Origin of the sequence: Gordonia asplenii (genome assembly GCF_012933505.1) — a bacterium.
Classification (GTDB): domain Bacteria; phylum Actinomycetota; class Actinomycetes; order Mycobacteriales; family Mycobacteriaceae; genus Gordonia; species Gordonia asplenii.
Map to the genome: position 1 here is coordinate 49,611 of NZ_JABBNB010000027.1, position 18,637 is coordinate 68,247.

An 18,637-nucleotide genomic window follows, 5' to 3' on the forward strand; every position below is an offset into this window, starting at 1 on the left:
AGTCCTCGTCGACGCAGGTCTGTCGCGATGCTCCCGTAGCGTGTCGCGCCTAATGGAATTGATACGTTGCGCACCCTGCTTCGCCGCATCCTGCTGGTTGAGCGAGACGAAGCCGAGTCGAAACCACTGTGACGCTGCGGGTTTCGTCGTTGCGGGGCTGGCGGGGTTTCGACTCGCTGCGCTCGCTCGCTCAACCGGCAGAGGAACGCACCGGTTATACAACTCTTTAAGTGCGACACTCCACATGTGCTCGACGAGCCCGGCGTCACTCGAGCAGGCCCATATGAGGGGGCACACACTTACAACAGAAATGCCATGAGTCGGTCGTCATATCTGTGTTTCACAACACACGCAGTCGACGCGAGACTATTTTCATGTGGACCAACTGGGCAGGTGACCAGACCTGTAATCCTTCGAAAATTGCACGCCCGGCGACGGTGGATGAGGTGTCGCGGCTCGTTACCGAGGCCGCGAGCCGCGGCCAGACGGTACGGGTCGTCGGTGCGGGACACTCCTTCGGTGGCAACGTATTGACCGACGGCACGCTCCTCTCCCTCGACAACCTCTCCGGGATCCACCACGCCGATCCCGCCACGGGATTGGTCCGGATCGGGGCGGGCACCCGACTCCATGAATTGAACCGACTGCTCGACGCGCACGGATTGGCCATGCCCAACCTCGGCGATATCAACGTCCAGAGCGCGGCCGGCGCGATCTCGACGGCGACGCACGGGACCGGCCGCAAACTCGGCAACCTGGCCACGACGGTCGAGTCGATCGAGCTCGTGAAGGCTGACGGGTCGATCGTCGAACTGAGCTCCGGCGACGACTTGCGCGCAGCCCGCGTCAGTGTCGGCGCGCTCGGCGTCATCACCGCTTACACCCTGCGGACCGTGCCGTCGTTCCGGTTGCGCGAGGAGCGCACAAAGATGCCGCTGGCCCAGGTGCTCGCCGAACTCGATGAGCATGTGGACGGCAACGACCACTTCCAGTTCTTCGTCTTTCCGCACGCTCGCGATGTGTTGGCCAAGTTGCTCAACCGCTCCACTGCGCCGGCGAATCCGCCGAGCCGCGCTGCGGAGTACATCCGTGACATCGTGGTGGAAAACCGTGCCCTGGATGCCATGAGCAAGGTGGGCCGACGGTGGCCGACGCAGATTCCGCGCTTGAACCGGACGCTGACCGCTATCGCATCGTCGAGCAGCCGCGTCGATGTGAGCCACCGGGTGTTCTCCAGCCCGCGGACGGCGGCGCGGTTTACCGAGTCGGAATGGGCCGTGCCGCGGGCGGCGTGTGGCGAGGTCTTCCGCGCGATCCAGGCCGAGATCGATAGCCAGGGATTGGCGGTCAATTTCCCCTTGGAAGTGCGGTTCGTCGCCGCGGACGAGGCATCGCTGTTGAGTCCGTCGTTCGGACGCGAGACAGCGTACATCGCGGTCCATATGTACGAAGGCATGCCGTGGAAACCGTACTTCGAGGCAGTTCAGCGCATCGCGACCGAGCACGGCGGGCGGCCACACTGGGGCAAACGGCATTCACTCGACGCCGCGGCGCTGGCCGAGGTCTACCCGGAGTGGGAAACGTTCCAAACCGTGCGACGCGCCTACGACCCGGATGGCGTGTTCGCCAACGATCACATCCGCCGAATCTTTGGTGTCGAATGAGCAGCCGGTGGGGAGCAGTCGCCGCGTACTCTCTGCTGGGTGCGTCGACCCAGTTGCTGTGGTTGACCTTCGCACCCATCACGACCGACGCCGCCAAACATTATGGGGTCTCGGCCGGCGCGATCGGGTGGCTGGCCAACGTGTTCCCGCTGCTCTACGTCGTGCTGGCGATCCCGGCGGGAATCGCGCTCGATCGATCGTTTCGGGCCGCGCTGACCCTGGGTTCCGTGCTGACCGCGGCGGGCGGCCTGTTACGGCTTGTCAGCGATCAGTATTCAGCGGTCCTGGCCGGGCAGCTGCTCGTTGCAGTCGCGCAACCCTTCGTCCTCAATGCGATCACCCGCGTCGCGGGTGGCTATCTGGCTGAGCGGGACCGGCCCAAGGGTATCGCGGTGGGGTCGGCCGCTCAGTTCGCCGGCATGCTCGCCGCGTTCCTGATGGGCAGCGTGATGGAGTTTCACACCCTGCTCGTCGCACAAGCCGCCATAGCGGTCGTGTCGGCGGCGGCCCTCGTCGTCGCACTGCGGGCACCGGCGCTGTACCACCGGTCGTCCGAACACTCCGGATTTGCCGCGTTCCGGGAGACCTGGCGTGATCCCTTCGTCCGCCGACTGTGCGCTCTCGTTTTCGTGCCATTCGGTACATTCATCTCCCTGACGACGTGGATCGAGGCGCTGCTGGCACCGGCCGGCGTCTCGGCCGATCAAGCCGGAATCGTGTTGATCGCCAATGTGATCGCCGGTGTGGTCGGGTCGGCGCTGATTCCGGTGTGGGCAACCAAGCGTCGCCGTGAGCTCTGGATCATGCTCGTCGCCGTGGCGGTCACGGCAGCCTCCTGCCTCGTCTTGGCCGTCGCTCCCGGATTCGCCCTCGCGGTCTTGGTGTTCACCCTCTTCGGGTTCCTACTCTTGCCTGCCCTACCGATCGTCCTCGAGCTGTCCGAACGCCGAGTCGGCGCCAGCGAAGGCGCAGCCGCGGGCCTCATCTGGCTCTCCGGAAACCTCGGAGGCCTGATCGTGGCAGGTGTTGTCGGCGCACTCGTCGACCACCCCGCTCCCGCCTTTCTACTCATGGCCGCGGTCGTGCTCGCTGCCATTCCGCTGCTGCGCGGGTTGCGCTCGGATGTCGAGGCACTGCCGTCGATTACAACAGGAGAACACTCATGACAACGTTGGACTTGGGGTCGGTTACCGCAGCGTCCGGTGGCGGGTACGGCAGGCTCGCACGCGCCACCGCCGACCTCGAACCGCCGTTCGCCGTCGTCGACCTCGGTGCGTTGAAGGCCAATGCGGATTCGCTCGTCGCACGCGCGGGCGGCAAACCCATCCGGCTCGCATCCAAGTCGGTGCGCTGCCGCGCGATTTCCGGTGCGGTGCTCGACCGTCCCGGCTACCGCGGCGTCCTCGCCCTCACTCTCGCGGAAGCACTGTGGTTGGCGTCCGACGTGGACGATGTCGTAGTCGGCTACCCGACCGCCGACCTCACCTCGCTGCGCAGGCTCGCCGCCGATCCGGAACTCCTCGCCAGGGTGACGATCATGGTCGACCACGTCGCGCAGCTCGACATGATCGAGCACGCGACCGGCGACGGCCCCCCGATCAGGGTCTGCATCGACCTCGACGCGTCGCTGCGCCTCTTCGAGGGACGCGTCCACCTCGGGGTGCGTCGATCACCCGTGCATTCGGCGGGTGAAGCCGTCATGCTGGCACGCAGGATCGTCGCGCGGCCACGGTTCACGCTCGTCGGGCTGATGGCGTACGAGGGGCAGATCGCCGGGGTCGGCGACAACGCCGGGTCGATGCTGAATCGACTCAAGATCCGCGGCATGCAGATGGCGTCGGCCGTCGAGCTGCGCAGGCGTCGCGCGGCGGCAGTCGCTGCCGTCCGCGAGGTCGCCGACCTTGAGTTCGTCAACGGCGGGGGAACGGGCAGCATCGAACGGACCGTCTCCGAGCCCGCCGTCACCGAGGTCGCCGCGGGATCGGGTCTCTACTGTCCGACGCTGTTCGACGCCTATCGCGGTTTCCGCCCGCAGCCGGCCGCGTTCTACGTGCAGTCGGTGGTCCGCAAACCGAGTCCGGAGTACGCCACCGTCCTCGGCGGCGGATGGGTCGCCAGCGGCGCGATCGGACCCGAGAAGTTGCCGACTCCGTCGTGGCCGATGGACTTGTCGCTGCTCGCGATCGAAGGGGCGGGCGAGGCGCAGACTCCCTTGCACGGGCCCGGCGCCGTGGCCCTGGCGGTCGGCGATCGTGTGTGGTTCCGACACGCAAAAGCCGGCGAGCTGTGCGAACGCGTCAACGAACTACATCTCGTCGACGGTGATGCGGTGATCGCCACCGTGCCCACCTACCGAGGCGAAGGACAAGCATTCCTATGACCATGCCGACCATCGAGTCCCGAGAAGGGGACGCCATGTCAAACACCGCCCACGCACCTACTGACACCCTCCCGAACAGCGAGATGATCGCCGTCGAGAACCCCGCCACCGGCGAGATCATCGGCCACATCCCCGACCTGACGCCCGAGCAGGTCGCAGACCTGGCACGACGCGCCCGCGCCGCCCAGCCCGGATGGGAAGCGCTCGGATACCACGGTCGAGCCCGCGTCTTGCGCCGCATGCAGCGATGGCTGATGGACAACGCAGACCGCGTGATCACCACGATCAGCGCCGAGACCGGCAAAGCCTACGAGGACGCCCAGATGGCCGAACTCGCTTACGGCGCACAAGCGTTCGGATTCTGGGCCGAGAACGCACCCAAGTATCTGGCCGACGAAAAGATCAGGTCGTCCTCGCTCTTCGTCAAGGGTAAGCGCCTCACCCTGCGATACCGGCCCATCGGCGTGGTCGGCGTCATCGGGCCATGGAACTACCCGCTGGTCAACTCTTTCGGCGACTGCATCCCCGCACTCGCCGCCGGCAACAGCGTGATCCTCAAGCCGTCGGAATACACACCGATGACCTCGCTACTGATGGCCGACGGACTGGCTGCCTGCGGTTTGCCCGACGACGTGTTCCTCGTCGCGACCGGACGAGGCGCGACCGGCGCCGCGGTCCTCGACGAAGTCGACATGATCATGTTCACCGGTTCCACCGCCACCGGCCGCAAGGTGGGGATCCGCGCAGCCGAACGCCTCATCCCCGCGTCCCTCGAACTCGGCGGGAAGGATCCGATGATCGTTCTCGCCGACGCCGATGTCGAACGCGCAGCCAATCACGCGGTGTACTACTCGATGTTCAACTGCGGCCAAACCTGTATCTCCATCGAGCGCTGCTACGTCGAAGCGCCGGTCTACGACGACTTCGTCGCACGAGTGACGGCCAAGACCCGGGCCCTGCGCCAAGGCGTACCGAACGGCCCGGGCAGCGTCGACGTCGGCTCGATGACCTTCCCGCCACAAGTCGAGATCGTCGAACGACACGTCGAGGACGCCCGCCAACGCGGCGCTCGGGTACTGGTCGGCGGGCACCGTGGACGCGCCGACGGGCATTGGTTCGAGCCCACGATTCTCGTCGACGTCGACCACGACATGGCCTGCATGCGCGAGGAGACCTTCGGTCCGACGCTTCCGATCATGAGGATCACCGACGCAGACGAGGCGATCAGGCTGGCCAACGACTCCGAGTACGGACTGTGCGCCTCGGTCTTCACCCGCGATGCGGCACGCGGTGAGGCCATCGCCAGACAGATCAAGGCCGGGTCCGTCACTGTGAACGACGCGCTCGTGAACTACACCGCCCTGGAACTCCCGATGGGTGGCGGCAAACCCGGCTCAGGCGTCGGCTATCGGCACGGCGTCGGCGGAATTCGCAAATACTGCCGCCAACAGTCGCTGCTCATCTCGCGAATCCATGGGCACCGAGATGTTCACATGCACCCCTACAACGCCACCCGAACCGGCCTGTTCACCCGCGTTCTGGCGCTACTCAATCGCGGGCTGCCCGCCCGGTCACGGCGAGCGGACTGACTCTGGACTAACCGAGCCCCCGGGACCACCCGGGAGGCATACCGTACGCGCGCATTTGTTGATGAGGCAACGGACTACCTCTACGCGCGAATCTTTGAAGAGTCAACGCATGTAGCCGGCCGATGGCAGCTTTATGCAATTCGACTCAGGCACGTCGTGTAATGCAGGCAGCGATGCCTGCCGACTAGCGGAACGGAACAAATGAGCAGAAACAGTGGAAAGTCGATATTGATTACGGGCGGCGGGAGCGGCATCGGCGCTGCGATTGCGCGAATGGCGAGTGCGAGCGACATGCGTGTTCTCATCGCTGATATCAATGAACATGCCGCTCAGCAAGTTGCCAATGACATCGGCTCGTCCGCGACAGCCATAAATCTGGATATTCGCGATTCAGAGCAATGGAACGAGGTGCTCGACAAAGCGTGGGAACTTTTCGGCGGGCTCGACATCCTCGTGAACAATGCAGCCATTGCCCGTCCGGGGTATGTACGGAGTTTGCAGGTCGAGAACCATCACGAGACCATAGATGTGAACGCGATGGGTCCGATCCGGGGCATGACGGCCACGCTGCCTCGCTTTCGCGAGCAGGGCAGCGGTCACTTCGTCACCATCTGTTCAATGACCGGATTTCTACCGTTTCCGGGCCTCGCAAGCTACGCAGCCGCCAAGCACGCCTTGCGTGCCTTTCATCACGGTCTCGCGATGGAAGAAAGGCACTCTGGCCTCGACTTCTCGATCATCCACCCAACCTCGACTGAAACACCGATGCTCGAGCTGGAGGCTACCAGCGACGAAGTCCCGATGGCCTTTCTCGTGGAATCGGTCACCGCTGACCATGTCGCCGAAGTGGTGTTAGAGGCCGTGCGTCTCAAATCACTGGAGGTATTCATGCCCCCGTCGGCAGCAGACACCGTCCGCTCCGTGGGAACGAATGCCGACCAGCTGATGGCGATGGCGGAGGAGGCCGAGAAGGCGGGCGCGGCAAATCTCGCCGCGCGGCGCGCAAGGGAAAGTGAGGCGTGATCACACCCGCCACTGAACCAATTTTCAGCAGAGATAGGAATTCTGGTTATCACGATGGAGCGTACTTTAGAAGGCAAGATTGCCATTATTACCGGCTCTGGTCACGGCATCGGACTTTCCATTGCGAAACTCTTCGCCTCCCACGGGGCCAAAGTAATGATCGCCACACTTGATCAAGCCAGTGGTCAAAGCGCGGCGAAATCGATCAGGGACTCGGGAGGAGAGGCCGAGCTATTTGTACTCGATGTCGGCATTCCAGACGCCGTCATGGCGATGGTCGAACATACGGTAGAATGTTTCGGCGGCGTCGACATTGTCGTCCACAATGCTGCGTCGTTTCTGTTTGGTGCCGTCGACAAGTTCGTCGAGCAAGACTTCGACACTGTCATCGACGTCAATTTGAAAGCGTGCTTTGCGTTGACAAAAGCATGCGTGCCCCACCTCAAGAAGCGCAGAAACGGTCGGATACTCGTCACTTCTTCCGTGACGGGACCGAGAAGAGCCATGCCGGGCTTGGCGTATTATGCCGCCTCAAAGAGCGCCGTGAACGGATTCATTAGGACGGCGGCACTTGAACTGGGCGGCAAGAACATTACCGTAAACGGCGTGGAGCCCGGCTACATAGTGACCAGAGCGCATGAACAGGTAGAAGCTGTTGTCGGCACGGGCGAAATTGAAAAGTACATCCCTGCTGGGCGATTGGGCGAACCCGAAGAGGTTGCACACGCCATGTTGTTCTTGGCCGGCGAAAATGCGGGATACATAACCGGCCAGACCATCGTGGTCGATGGCGGTGCATGTTTACCTGAAACTCCACTTTTTGCCAATATCGCAAAGTTGCTTGATGAGCACGTCTAATTGTCTTTGAAGGAGAAATGCAGTGTCATATGAACTTGAAGTTCTCGCCGAAGACCTCGCATTCGGAGAAGGGCCAAGATGGCATAACGGAGCGCTCTATCTGTCGGATATCCACGCCGACAGGGTGATCAGGATGCAACCTGACGGTAAGTATGACGTCATTGGCTCGTTCGAAGGGCCGACATCCGGGCTTGGTTGGCTGCCCGACGGCGCAATGTTGGTGGTATCGATGAATGATCGTCGGGTGCTTCGACAGGAGCCTGATGGGCGGTTTGTCGAGCACGCCGATCTGTCGGAAGTCGCCTCTTGGCACGCTAACGACATGGTGGTGGCTTCTGACGGACGGGCCTACGTCGGCAATTTCGGGTTTCCCATCTTTCCGACGATCCAGTCTCCCCGCTCGACTGCCATCGCGATGGTCACGCCCGACGGGCAGGTGGTCACCGCAGCCGATGACTTTTGGTTTCCCAACGGCATGGTGCTGACCCCTGATGAAGGGACTCTCATCGTGGCAGAGAGCGCCGCCCGTGTATTGACGGCGCTGGACGTCGAGCCGGACGGTCGTTTGACGAACCGACGCGTATGGGCCGCACTCGATGGTGATCGACTGCCGGATGGAGTTTGCCTCGATGAAGATGGTGCAGTCTGGGTGGCGTCGCCGCCTACCAGAGAGGTTCTTCGTGTCGAAGAAGGCGGCGAGATCCTGGCTCGGATCGAAACCGAACAGGAAGCCATCGCGTGCATGCTCGGCGGTAACGACCGCCGAACACTCTTTATCCTGACAGCCGAGAAGCAGGATCCCGAATGGTGCCGAGCCAATCGGGTGGCGAAAGTTCTGTCCACCCGCGTCGAAGTTGCAGGCGCGGGACGGCCATGATCTCGCTGTTCGGGACAGACCAGAGCAAATGCATTTGATCGAGGGTCGAGGTGATGCGGGTATAGCCGCGTACATACCCGCATCTCGCCACTGGACGCGGCGGGTGGGGACCTTCCCCACCCGCACGTCTGAAGGGTGCGCTCCCGCACTACGGGGCAGGGCATTCCCCTGACCGAGCTAGGGTGTTCGGTCTTATGATCTATCCATCATGGACCTGCACACGCGGAAGCTCCGCGCATTCGTCGTCCTCGCCGAGGAGCTGAACTTCAGTCGGGCGGCTGAGCGGCTCTTTCTCGCCCAGCAAGCCCTGAGCCGCTTGATCCGCGAGGTCGAGGACGAGGTCGGCGCCACCCTGTTCACCCGGACCACTCGCAAGGTCGAACTGACCTCGGCGGGAGAGGCGTTTCGCGATGGCGCAGTCGCCGCCCTTACCGCGCTCGACTACGCCTCGGCCGAGGCTCGCCGCAGAGAACGGGTCGTCTCCGGCACCCTGCATCTGGGCCACATCGTCGCTGCCGCACTCGAACTCACCGAGCCGATATTGAGCGAGTTCCAGTCCCGGTATCCCGACGTCGAGTTGGAGTCGCACGAATATCCCCTCGCCGATCTGGACGCCGGATTGATCAGCGGTGCCGCGGACGTGTCGATCATCCGGCTACCGGTGTCGACGCCTGCCTTGCATACAGTGCCGCTGTTCAGTGAGCCGCTCATCGCGCTTGTACCGAAGGGGCACCGGCTCGCCGGGCGTGAGTCGGTCAGTGTCAGCGAACTTCTCGACGACCCGGTAACGTTGAGCGAGCTCGAGGATCCGGCCCGCAGAGAGTTCTGGACTCTGGCCGCCTTTCGTGGGCCCGAATCACCTGCTGTCGTCGTACCGATCAGATCAGCGACCGATGAATTGCAGGTCGTCGGGTCCGGGCGGGCAGTCGGGATCACCGCCGCCGCGGCAATGCGCTTCCTGTCGTTTCCCGGCATCGAGTACCTGCCAATCACCGACGCCCCCAGATCGGTCGTCGCGCTGGCCTGGACAGACCGCTCGACTCCGTTGGTCGACCGCTTCATCGAGGTGGCACTAGCCGTACGTGATCGAGAAACGGATCTGGTCAACGCGATCGAACACCCGCACATGCTTCCATGACGTTCATTGTCAAGAATTAGAATTGAGCAAGTCCGGTCGATCACGGCAGACGAGCCTGGATCCACCGATGGCACCCGCTCCGCTGGTTGAGCCTGGTTTCACCGGTTCGGGCACTCCATCTGCTGGTTGAGCCGCGAGGAGCGCAAGCGCGCCGTACTGAGCGAGGCGCTAGCCGAGTCGAAGTGACGAGCGTGTCGAAACCCCTGTACCACAATGCATTTGATGGTAGCGCACGTGTCGAACTGTGATGGTATCGAACATCGAGGCGTGTGCACCCGTAGAGTGCACACGCCTCACTTGCCGGGTGACATCTCCGATATTGGCGCGGACCATCGAAAGTCGTTGTGGCTGAGCGGTTTCGACACGGACTCGGCTAGCGCCTCGTCCGGCTCAACCAGCAGAAGGTGCGCTTCGGCCGGTGGATCCAGGTTGAGCCGGCCCGAGCGTCGTGCTGAGCGAGACGCTAGCCGAGTCGGAGTAGTGCTAGCCGAGATCCCCGTCGAAACCACGGTGCCGCACCAGATTTCGCGCGACCGATCATCTCGCGTTCCGATCGTGGGACCGTCTCCAATCGGGCACCCACCCAGCGCAGTCAACGGTCGGGCTGATGCTGCAGCCCTAGTCAGCCGCGACTCACCGAAATCTGTTGTCTCACCGTGGTTTTGACACGCTCAACCAGCAAAACAGGTCCGCCATCGGTGGATCCAGGACAAGGTCGCGAAGGCCCCGGAACTGGCCTCATGTGGTGGCAGACGTCGAGCAGGAACTTCTGCGGGTCACAGCAGAGGTCGAGCGGGACAATATCTGTTCGGCGCGCAGACGTCAGAATCGCGAAATCCTCGACGTCCCATGGTGTGGGGACTAAGGCATATTGTCTAGCCCGAGGGCCGCGGCGAGCTTCCGGCAGCGCACGCGCTCTGGTTGTGGGCGGCTGCTGCGATGGCTTGGGCGTGGAGGTGTCCGGCGCGGTAGGAGGATCGGACCAGGGGCCCGGACATGACACCGAGGAAGCCGATGGCGCGAGCGATGTCGGCGAGGTTATCGAACTCGTCGGGCGGGGCCCAGCGGTCGACGGGGTGGTGGCGCAGCGACGGTCGCAGGTACTGGGTGATGGTGAGGAGTTGACAGCCGGCGTTGTGCAGGTCGTGTAGCACGGTAATGGCTTCGTCGGTGGTTTCACCGAGTCCGAGGATGAGGTTGGATTTGGTGAGCAGACCGGCGTCGCGGGCACGGGTGATGACCTCGAGAGAGCGCTCATAGTTGAAGCCGGGGCGGATGCGGCGGAACACCCGCGGGACGGTTTCGAGGTTGTGGGCCAAGACTTCTGGCCTACTGTCGAAGACCTCCGCCAGTTGCTCGGGGGTGGCGGTGAAGTCTGGAATCAACAGCTCGACGCCGGTGTCGGGGCAGAGCTGGTGGATCTGTCGGACAGTTTCGGCGTACAACCACGCGCCGCCATCTGGCAGGTCGTCGCGGGCGACGCCGGTGATGGTGGCATACCGCAGGCCCATAGTCTGCACGGATTGGGCTACGCGGCGTGGTTCGTCGCGGTCGAGTGCGACGGGTTTGCCGGTGTCGATCTGACAGAAATCGCAACGCCGGGTGCATTGGTCTCCGCCGATGAGGAAGGTGGCTTCGCGGTCTTCCCAGCATTCGAAGATGTTAGGGCAGCCCGCTTCCTGACAGACCGTGTGCAGATCCTCGCGTTCGACCAGGCGGGTCAGTGCCTGGTATTCGGGGCCGGTGCGGACTCTGATCTTCATCCACGAGGGTTTGCGTTCGATGGGTGTGGTGCTGTTGCGGACTTCCAGGCGAAGCAGCCGCCGGCCCTCGGGGGCGATGGTCATGGTAGATCTCCTGATGCGGCAATGGGTTGGGGGCGAGTATCAGAGGGCGCCGGCGGTCAGCATTCGACTACGTTGACCGCTACGGTGACGGCGAGTCCTCCGGTGGCGGTTTCTTTGTATTTGGCGTTCATGTCGTGGCCGGTGGTGCGCATGGTGTCGATTACCTGGTCGAGACTGACGCGATGGCGGCCGTCGCCGCGTAGCGCCATGCGGGCGGCATTGATGGCTTTGCCGGCGGAGACGGCGTTGCGTTCGATGCAGGGGATCTGCACGAGCCCGCCGATCGGGTCGCAGGTGAGACCGAGGCTGTGTTCCATCGCGATCTCGGCGGCGTTCTCCACCTGCTCCGGAGTACCGCCGAGGATCTCGGCCAGCCCGGCGGCGGCCATGGATGCGGCGCTGCCGACCTCACCTTGGCAGCCGACCTCGGCACCAGAGATCGAGGCACGTTGCTTGTACAGGGAACCGATGGCGCCGGCGGTGAGCAGGAATCGGACGGCGACTTCGTCGGGATCGGTGCGGCCGGCCGGGGTGTAGTGGCGGGCGTAGTGCAGGACGGCGGGGATGATGCCGGCTGCACCATTGGTGGGGGCGGTGACGATGCGGCCGCCCGCGGCGTTCTCTTCGTTGACCGCCAGCGCGACGAGGTTGACCCAGTCCTCGGCGAACTCTGGAACCCGGTCGGGGTCCTCGGCGGTGAGTCGGGAATACCACTCGTGGGCGCGGCGTCGCACGCCTAGGCCGCCGGGGAGGTTGCCGTCGCGGGTCATGCCCCGTTGCTGACAGGCCTGCATGACGTCGCGGACGTGGAGCAGTCGGGCGCGTACTTGAGCTTCGGTGTGCCGAGGCTGTTCGGTGGCCAGCATCACCGCGCTGATCGGGATGCCGTAACGCTCGGTGAGTAGCAGCAGGTCCTGCCCCGAGTTGAACGTCAAGGGATGATCGGTGTCGGGTTCGTTTGTGGCCGTGACGGTATCGTCGTCGGTGATGACGAACCCGCCGCCAATCGAGTAGAAGGTCTGGGCCCAGTGGCCGGCCGCGGCATGCGCGGTCACCGTCATGGCGTTGGGGTGCCGGTCGAGGATGGTGGTCGGATGCAGGACCATGTCATCCTCGGTGAGCGCGACGTCGACGACGCCGGCCACCGTGATCTGGCCGCGGGCGCGAATCACCGCAAGCCGCTGGTCCATATCTTCGGGGTCGATGGTGTCGGGGCGGTGACCTTCGAGGCCGAGGAGGATGGCGGCCATGGTGCCGTGTCCGGCGCCGGTGGCCGCCAGCGACCCGTAGAGGTCGACGCGCACGGCGGTCAGGTCGGTGAGCAGTCCCCGCCGGTCAAGAGTCGCGGCGAAGTCGGCGGCGGCCCGCATCGGACCCACGGTGTGCGAACTCGAGGGGCCGATCCCGACGGTGAACAGGTCGAAGACACTGACGGTCATGGTGTGTCCACGCCGACGTAGAGCGGATGGGCCTCAGCGAGCGCACGCACCTGCGCGGCCAGGTCGCTGACGTCGGCACCGTCGGTGGCGGTCAGGGCACGAGCGATGAGGTCGGCGACGAACTCGAAGTCGGCGACGCCGAAGCCGCGGGTGGCCAGGGCCGGGGTGCCGATCCGTAGCCCGGAGGTGACCATCGGCGGGCGTGGATCGGAGGGAACGGCGTTCCGGTTGACGGTGATGCCGATTGCGGCGAGCCGGTCCTCGGCCTGCTGGCCATCGATGGCGGCGTTGCGCAGGTCGACCAGCACGAGGTGCACGTCGGTGCCTCCGGTGAGGACGCTGATACCCGCGTCTGCGACGTCGGGTTGGCTCAGGCGGTGCGCGATTGCTTGCGCCCCGGCCAGACACCGCTGCTGACGCTCGATGAATTCAGGTTCGCCGGCCATCTTGAAGGCGGTGGCCTTGGCGGCGATGACATGCTCGAGCGGGCCGCCCTGTTGGCCGGGGAAGACCGCCGAGTTGACCTTCTTGGCGATGGCCGCATCGTTGGACAGGATGATGCCGCCGCGCGGGCCGCCGAGTGTTTTGTGGGTGGTGGAGGTGACGACATGCGCGTGCGGCACCGGCGACGGGTGCAGCCCGGTGGCCACGAGTCCGGCGAAGTGGGCCATGTCGACCATCAGGTAAGCCCCCACCTCGTCGGCGATCTCCCGGAATCGTGCGAAGTCGAGGTGCCGCGGGTAGGCCGACCAGCCGGCGATGATCAGTTTGGGCTGGTGCTCGCGGACGATTGCGGCCACCGCGCTCATGTCGATGAGGTAGTCGGACTCGGAAACACCATAGGCCGCAACGGTATACAGCTTGCCGGAGAAGTTGATGCGCATGCCGTGGGTGAGGTGGCCGCCGGCGTCGAGGGACAACCCGAGGATGGTGTCGCCGGGGTTGATCAGGGCGTGCATCACCGCGGCGTTGGCGGTGGCACCGCAATGGGGTTGCACGTTGGCGAACTCGGCACCGAACAGAGCCTTGACCCGGTCGATGGCGATCTGTTCGATGACGTCGACGTGTTCGCAGCCGCCGTAATACCGCCGCCCCGGGTAGCCCTCGGCGTACTTGTTGGTCAGCACCGAACCCTGGGCCTGCATCACCGACAGCGGTGCATGGTTTTCCGAGGCGATCATCTCCAGCCCGCAGCGTTGCCGCTGCAACTCCTTGCCGATCAGCTCGGCGACATCGGGGTCGAAGTCGGTCAGGGTTCGATCCAACACGCTCATTCCCCGACCCCGTTCTTCTCGGCGTACTCGGCGGCGGTGAGCAGCTGACCGGCGTCGGTGGCCAACACCGCGAACAGCCATCCGCCCTCGTAGGGGTCGCTGGTGATGATGCTTGGATCGTCGACGGCAGCGGTGTTGACGATGGTGACTGTGCCGGTGACCGGTGAATACAACTCGGATACGGTCTTGGTGGACTCGACTTCGCCGCACGTCTCGCCGGCGGTCACCGTGGACCCGATGTCGGGGAGTTCGACGAAGACGAGGTCGCCGAGGTTGTCGGCGGCCAGTGCGGTGATCCCGATCCGCACCGGTTCATCGGTGGGCAGCGGTGCGCCGGGGTAAACGAGCACCCATTCGTGTTCGTCGGTGTAGCTGCGGTCGGTGGGCAGTCCAGCAGACATGGTGAGGCCTTTCAGCGAAAGAGGTGGAGCTAGGAGGTGGTGGGACGGCGGTAGAAGGGACGTGGGGTGACGGTGTAGGTTTCGGCCTTGCCGCGGATGTCGACAGACACGTGGGTGCCGGGCTGGGCGTGGGCGAGGTCGAGGTAGGCCATCGCGATCGGATAGCCCAGTGTCGGCGAGAGCGCACCGGAGGTGACAGTGCCGATCACATGGCCCGACGTGTCGAGGACCGGGTAGCCGGCGCGGGCGGCGCGGCGGCCGGACCCGACGAGACCCACTAGCTTGCGGGTGGGCTGCTGGTCGGCGAGAGCGGCCAGTGCATCGCGTCCGACGAAGCTGGTGTCGAGGCGCACGACCTTGCCCAGTCCCGCCGCATACGGGTTGGTGTGCAGCGTCAGCTCGTGTCCGTAGAGCGCCATACCGGCCTCCAGCCGCAGGGTATCGCGGCAGGCCAGACCGGCGGGAGTGCCTCCGCGCGTGCGGGTTTCGGTAAGCAACGCCTGCCAAAGAGGGACAGCGTGCTCGTTGGGGACGTAGAGTTCGAACCCGTCTTCACCTGTGTAGCCGGTGCGGGCGAGCAGCACGTCGATGTCGGCGACCACTGCGGGCGCGGCGGCGTAGTACTTGAGTTCGGCCACCAGAGATGCGCGTTCCGGACCCGAAACCAGGGCTTGCACAATGTTTTGCGCCTGGGGGCCCTGCACGGCGATCAGTGCGGTCGATGCCGACTGATCGGTTACCGACACGTCGAAATCGTTGGCCCGGGCCACGAACTCGGCGTGGACGTGGTCTGCGTTGGCGGCGTTGGCGACGACCAGGAAGCGGTCGTCGGCGAGTCGGTAGACGACCAGGTCGTCGATGACGCCGCCGTCGGCGGTGCAGATCAACGAGTATTTGGCGCGGCCGGAGCCGATAGTGGAGAGTTGCCCGACGAGGGCGTAGTCGAGCAGCGCGGCGGCGTCGGGGCCGTCGATGGCGATCTCGCCCATGTGCGAGAGGTCGAATAGTCCGGCCGCGGCGCGCACCGCGTGGTGCTCGGCGAGGTCACCGGCGTATTTGAGGGGCATCTGCCAGCCGGCGAAATCAGTGAAATGTGCGCCGAGGGAATTGTGTTCGCCGAGCAACGGTGAGACTTGGGTGGTCATCGGGTGGCCTCCTGGGCAGGAACGAGTGATGGGCTGACGGTGGCGAATGCTTCCGGGGGTGGGCAGGAGCAGACCAGGTTGCGGTCACCGCGCACGCCGTCGATGCGGCCGACCGGCGGCCAGTACTTCGCCCCGCGCACCGCGGCGGCGGGATAGGCGGCGGTGTGTCGGGGGTAGGGAAGATCCCACTGGTCGGCGGTGACCTGCTCGGCGGTGTGTGGTGCCTGCCGCAAGGGACTCCGCTCGACCGGCCAGACCCCGTCGGCCACCAGGTCGATCTCGCCGCGGATGGCGACCATCGCCTCGATGAACCGGTCGAGTTCGGCGAGGTTCTCCGATTCGGTGGGTTCGACCATGAGGGTGCCGTTGACCGGGAATGACAGTGTGGGAGCGTGGAATCCGTAGTCGATGAGACGTTTGGCGACATCCTCGGCGGTCACACCGGTAGCTGTGGTGAGCTCGCGCAGATCAAGGATGCACTCGTGGGCGACGAGCCCTCCGGTTCCGGTGTAGAGCACCGGATAGTGCGGGGCGAGCGCGTGGGCGAGGTAGTTGGCGGCCAGTACTGCAGTCTTGGTGGCGCGGGTGAGTCCGTCGGGACCCATCAACGCCAGATAGGCCCAGGTGATCGGCAGGATGCCGGCGGACCCGTAGTTCGCCGCCGACACCGGAGTCGCGGTGGTGTCACCGGCGGCCGGATCGCCGGGCAGATATGGTGCGAGGTGCGCACGCACGGCCACCGGACCTACGCCGGGACCGCCGCCGCCGTGGGGGATGCAGAAGGTTTTGTGCAGGTTCAGGTGGCTGACGTCACCACCGAACTCACCGGGTCGGGCCAGCCCGACCAGCGCGTTGAGGTTGGCGCCGTCGACATACACCTGGCCACCGGCCTCGTGCACGAGGTCGCAGACAGTGCGGACATCGGATTCGTACACGCCGTGGGTCGACGGATAGGTAAGCATGATCGCCGCGATCTGACCCGTATGCGCGGCGATCTTGGCACGCAGATCGGCCACGTCGATGTTGCCGTTGGCGGCGGTGGCCACGACCACCACCTGCAATCCGGCCAGGACGGCCGATGCGGCGTTGGTGCCATGCGCGGACTGCGGGATCAGACACACGTCGCGTCGGGCATCCCCGTGGGCGACGTGGAAGCTGCGGATGGCCAGCAGACCGGCGAGCTCGCCCTGAGATCCGGCGTTGGGCTGCAACGAGACCCGGTCATAGCCGGTGATGTCGGCCAGCCACCGCTCGAGGTCGGCGACCAGCTGGCGGTAGCCGCGGGTCTGATGCTCGGGGGCGAAGGGATGGATGGTGGCGAACCCGGGATAGCTGATCGGCTCCATCTCGACCGCTGAGTTGAGCTTCATGGTGCACGACCCGAGCGGGATCATGGTGCGATCGAGCGCAAGGTCTTTGTCCGAGAGCATCCGCAGGTAGCGCAGCATCGCCGTCTCTGAGCGATGTTTGTGAAATACCGGATGCTGCAAGAACATCGACGTGCGCAGCACAGGGGCGGGAAGGCTGCCGATATCGGTTGTGTGGTGCCGGCGAGCGCCGAACACCGCTAGCACGTCGTCGACGATGGTGTCGGTGGTGACCTCGTCACAGGCGATCGCCACCTGATCGTCGTCGACACGACGTAGGTTGATGCCGGCCTGCTCGGCGGCGGCCGCCAGGGTGTCTGCGTGTCCGGGCACCACTACGGTGACGGTGTCGAAGAACTGCTCGTGTAGCACCCGATGACCGGCCGCAGTCAGCCCGTCGGCCAGTGCCCGAGCGTGACCGTGGACCCGGGCGGCGATGGCGCGCAACCCTTCTGGGCCGTGATAGACCGCGTACATGGCTGCGACATTGGCCAGCAGTGCCTGAGCGGTGCAGATGTTGCTGGTCGCCTTGTCGCGGCGGATGTGCTGTTCGCGGGTCTGTAGTGCCAGCCGATAGGCTGGTCGACCGGCCGTATCGACCGACACCCCGACCAACCGGCCCGGCAACATCCGTTCCAGTCCCGACCGCACCGCGATGTAGGCGGCGTGCGGGCCGCCGAAGAACAACGGCACACCGAAGCGCTGCGCGGACCCGATCGCGATGTCGGCGCCCTGCTCACCCGGCGGGGTGAGCAGAGTCAGCGACAGCAGATCCGCGGCAACTGCAACCAGTGCACCACGTTGATGCGCCTCTGCGATCAGGGCGGTGTTGTCACGCACCGCGCCGCTCGCGCCCGGTGCCTGCACCACTACACCGAACAGGTCACCGGCGGGCAACCCGACGCTGAGATCGGCGACCGCGATCTCGATACCCACCGCCGCGGCGCGTCCCCTCAGAACCGCGAGTGTCTGTGGGAGACAATCGGAATCGACGACCATCCGGGAGCTAGGCGACGTCTTGTTCGCCCGCCGCATCAACAGCACCGCCTCCACGACCGCGGTGGCCTCGTCGAGCAGCGAGGCACCCGCCAGCGGCAGTGCCGTGAGATCCTCGATGACGGTCTGGAAGGTCAGTAGTGCTTCGAGTCGCCCCTGGGAGATTTCCGGCTGATAGGGCGTGTAGGCGGTGTACCAGGCCGGCGACTCGAGCATGTTGCGTCGCAGCACCGCCGGGGTGATCGAGTCGTGATATCCGGCCCCGATCATCTGGACGCGAGGTGTGTTGTGTGCGGCCAACTCTCGTAACGCGGTGAGCACCTCGGCCTCCGACCGCGCCGCCGGCACTTGCAGCGGAGTCTGGGTGCGGATCTGTTCCGGGACCGCGGCGTCGATCAACTCCTCGAGGCTGTCATAGCCCAACGCATCGAGCATCTGCGCGATGGACGAGTCGTCGGGCCCGACATGACGGGATACGAAGTCGGGATTGCCGGCGGTCGGCGCCGAACATGAGATGGGTGATGACACGAGGCAACTCCAGGGTCCAGGGAGCCCGTGGATGCACGGGCACGTCGAGATGGATGTGCCTCCCCGCTCTGTCCTCGACACCTGAGAGTTTGGGCCGACCCACGCGAAACC

14 protein-coding genes are annotated in these 18,637 nt (G+C 64.9%); 8 read left to right on the forward strand and 6 right to left on the reverse strand.

The genetic code is table 11. The annotated features are described in order from the left end of the window. Window positions 1-374: 374 nt before the first annotated feature. The 8 genes from HH308_RS21600 (at window position 375) to HH308_RS21635 (ending at window position 9,529) form a co-directional block, all read left to right on the forward strand. On the forward strand, window positions 375-1,664 hold the full coding sequence (locus HH308_RS21600) for a D-arabinono-1,4-lactone oxidase (RefSeq protein ID WP_170196324.1): 1,290 nt from the start codon (window positions 375-377) through the stop codon (window positions 1,662-1,664). After that, window positions 1,661-2,830 (forward strand): MFS transporter, encoded by a 1,170-nt coding sequence (locus tag HH308_RS21605; protein ID WP_170196325.1) that lies wholly within the window; start codon window positions 1,661-1,663, stop codon window positions 2,828-2,830. The genes HH308_RS21600 and HH308_RS21605 overlap by 4 nt, the downstream gene beginning before the upstream one ends. After that, the gene (locus HH308_RS21610) at window positions 2,827-4,044 is read left to right on the forward strand and encodes an amino acid deaminase/aldolase (protein ID WP_170196326.1); all 1,218 of its coding nucleotides are present in this window, start codon (window positions 2,827-2,829) and stop codon (window positions 4,042-4,044) included. The genes HH308_RS21605 and HH308_RS21610 overlap by 4 nt, the downstream gene beginning before the upstream one ends. A gap of 35 nt (window positions 4,045-4,079) precedes the next feature. After that, the gene (locus HH308_RS21615; RefSeq protein ID WP_170196327.1) at window positions 4,080-5,633 is read left to right on the forward strand and encodes an aldehyde dehydrogenase family protein; all 1,554 of its coding nucleotides are present in this window, start codon (window positions 4,080-4,082) and stop codon (window positions 5,631-5,633) included. A 201-nt stretch (window positions 5,634-5,834) separates the two neighbouring features. Continuing rightward, window positions 5,835-6,656 carry an SDR family NAD(P)-dependent oxidoreductase gene (locus HH308_RS21620; RefSeq protein ID WP_170196328.1) on the forward strand — a complete coding sequence of 274 codons (822 nt, stop codon included), beginning with the start codon at window positions 5,835-5,837 and terminating at the stop codon, window positions 6,654-6,656. A gap of 54 nt (window positions 6,657-6,710) precedes the next feature. Next, window positions 6,711-7,514, forward strand: a complete 804-nt coding sequence (locus tag HH308_RS21625; protein ID WP_170196329.1) for an SDR family oxidoreductase — start codon at window positions 6,711-6,713, stop codon at window positions 7,512-7,514. Window positions 7,515-7,536: 22 nt separating this feature from the next. After that, a complete protein-coding gene (locus tag HH308_RS21630; protein ID WP_170196330.1) occupies window positions 7,537-8,391 on the forward strand; it encodes an SMP-30/gluconolactonase/LRE family protein in 855 nt (284 codons plus the stop codon). 208 nt (window positions 8,392-8,599) lie between these two features. Then, window positions 8,600-9,529, forward strand: coding sequence for a LysR family transcriptional regulator (locus tag HH308_RS21635; RefSeq protein WP_170196331.1), 930 nt, complete (start codon window positions 8,600-8,602; stop codon window positions 9,527-9,529). A gap of 875 nt (window positions 9,530-10,404) precedes the next feature. On the opposite strand, the gene lipA is transcribed toward HH308_RS21635, so the two are convergent. From lipA to gcvP, 6 genes are read right to left on the reverse strand one after another with little or no spacing between them, the layout of a single operon-like run. Beyond that, a complete protein-coding gene (lipA, locus tag HH308_RS21640; RefSeq protein ID WP_170196332.1) occupies window positions 10,405-11,376 on the reverse strand; it encodes a lipoyl synthase in 972 nt (323 codons plus the stop codon). Window positions 11,377-11,432: 56 nt separating this feature from the next. Continuing rightward, a complete protein-coding gene (locus HH308_RS21645) occupies window positions 11,433-12,815 on the reverse strand; it encodes an L-serine ammonia-lyase (protein WP_170196333.1) in 1,383 nt (460 codons plus the stop codon). Continuing rightward, on the reverse strand, window positions 12,812-14,089 hold the full coding sequence (gene glyA / locus HH308_RS21650) for a serine hydroxymethyltransferase (protein ID WP_170196334.1): 1,278 nt from the start codon (window positions 14,087-14,089) through the stop codon (window positions 12,812-12,814). The genes HH308_RS21645 and glyA overlap by 4 nt, the downstream gene beginning before the upstream one ends. Further along, window positions 14,086-14,490 carry a glycine cleavage system protein GcvH gene (gene gcvH / locus HH308_RS21655; protein ID WP_170196335.1) on the reverse strand — a complete coding sequence of 135 codons (405 nt, stop codon included), beginning with the start codon at window positions 14,488-14,490 and terminating at the stop codon, window positions 14,086-14,088. Before gcvH ends, glyA begins: the two co-directional genes overlap by 4 nt. A gap of 29 nt (window positions 14,491-14,519) precedes the next feature. Beyond that, window positions 14,520-15,635, reverse strand: a complete 1,116-nt coding sequence (gene gcvT, locus HH308_RS21660) for a glycine cleavage system aminomethyltransferase GcvT (RefSeq protein ID WP_170196336.1) — start codon at window positions 15,633-15,635, stop codon at window positions 14,520-14,522. Continuing rightward, window positions 15,632-18,433 (reverse strand): aminomethyl-transferring glycine dehydrogenase, encoded by a 2,802-nt coding sequence (gene gcvP, locus HH308_RS21665; RefSeq protein ID WP_246284763.1) that lies wholly within the window; start codon window positions 18,431-18,433, stop codon window positions 15,632-15,634. The genes gcvT and gcvP overlap by 4 nt, the downstream gene beginning before the upstream one ends. Window positions 18,434-18,637 lie beyond the last annotated feature (204 nt).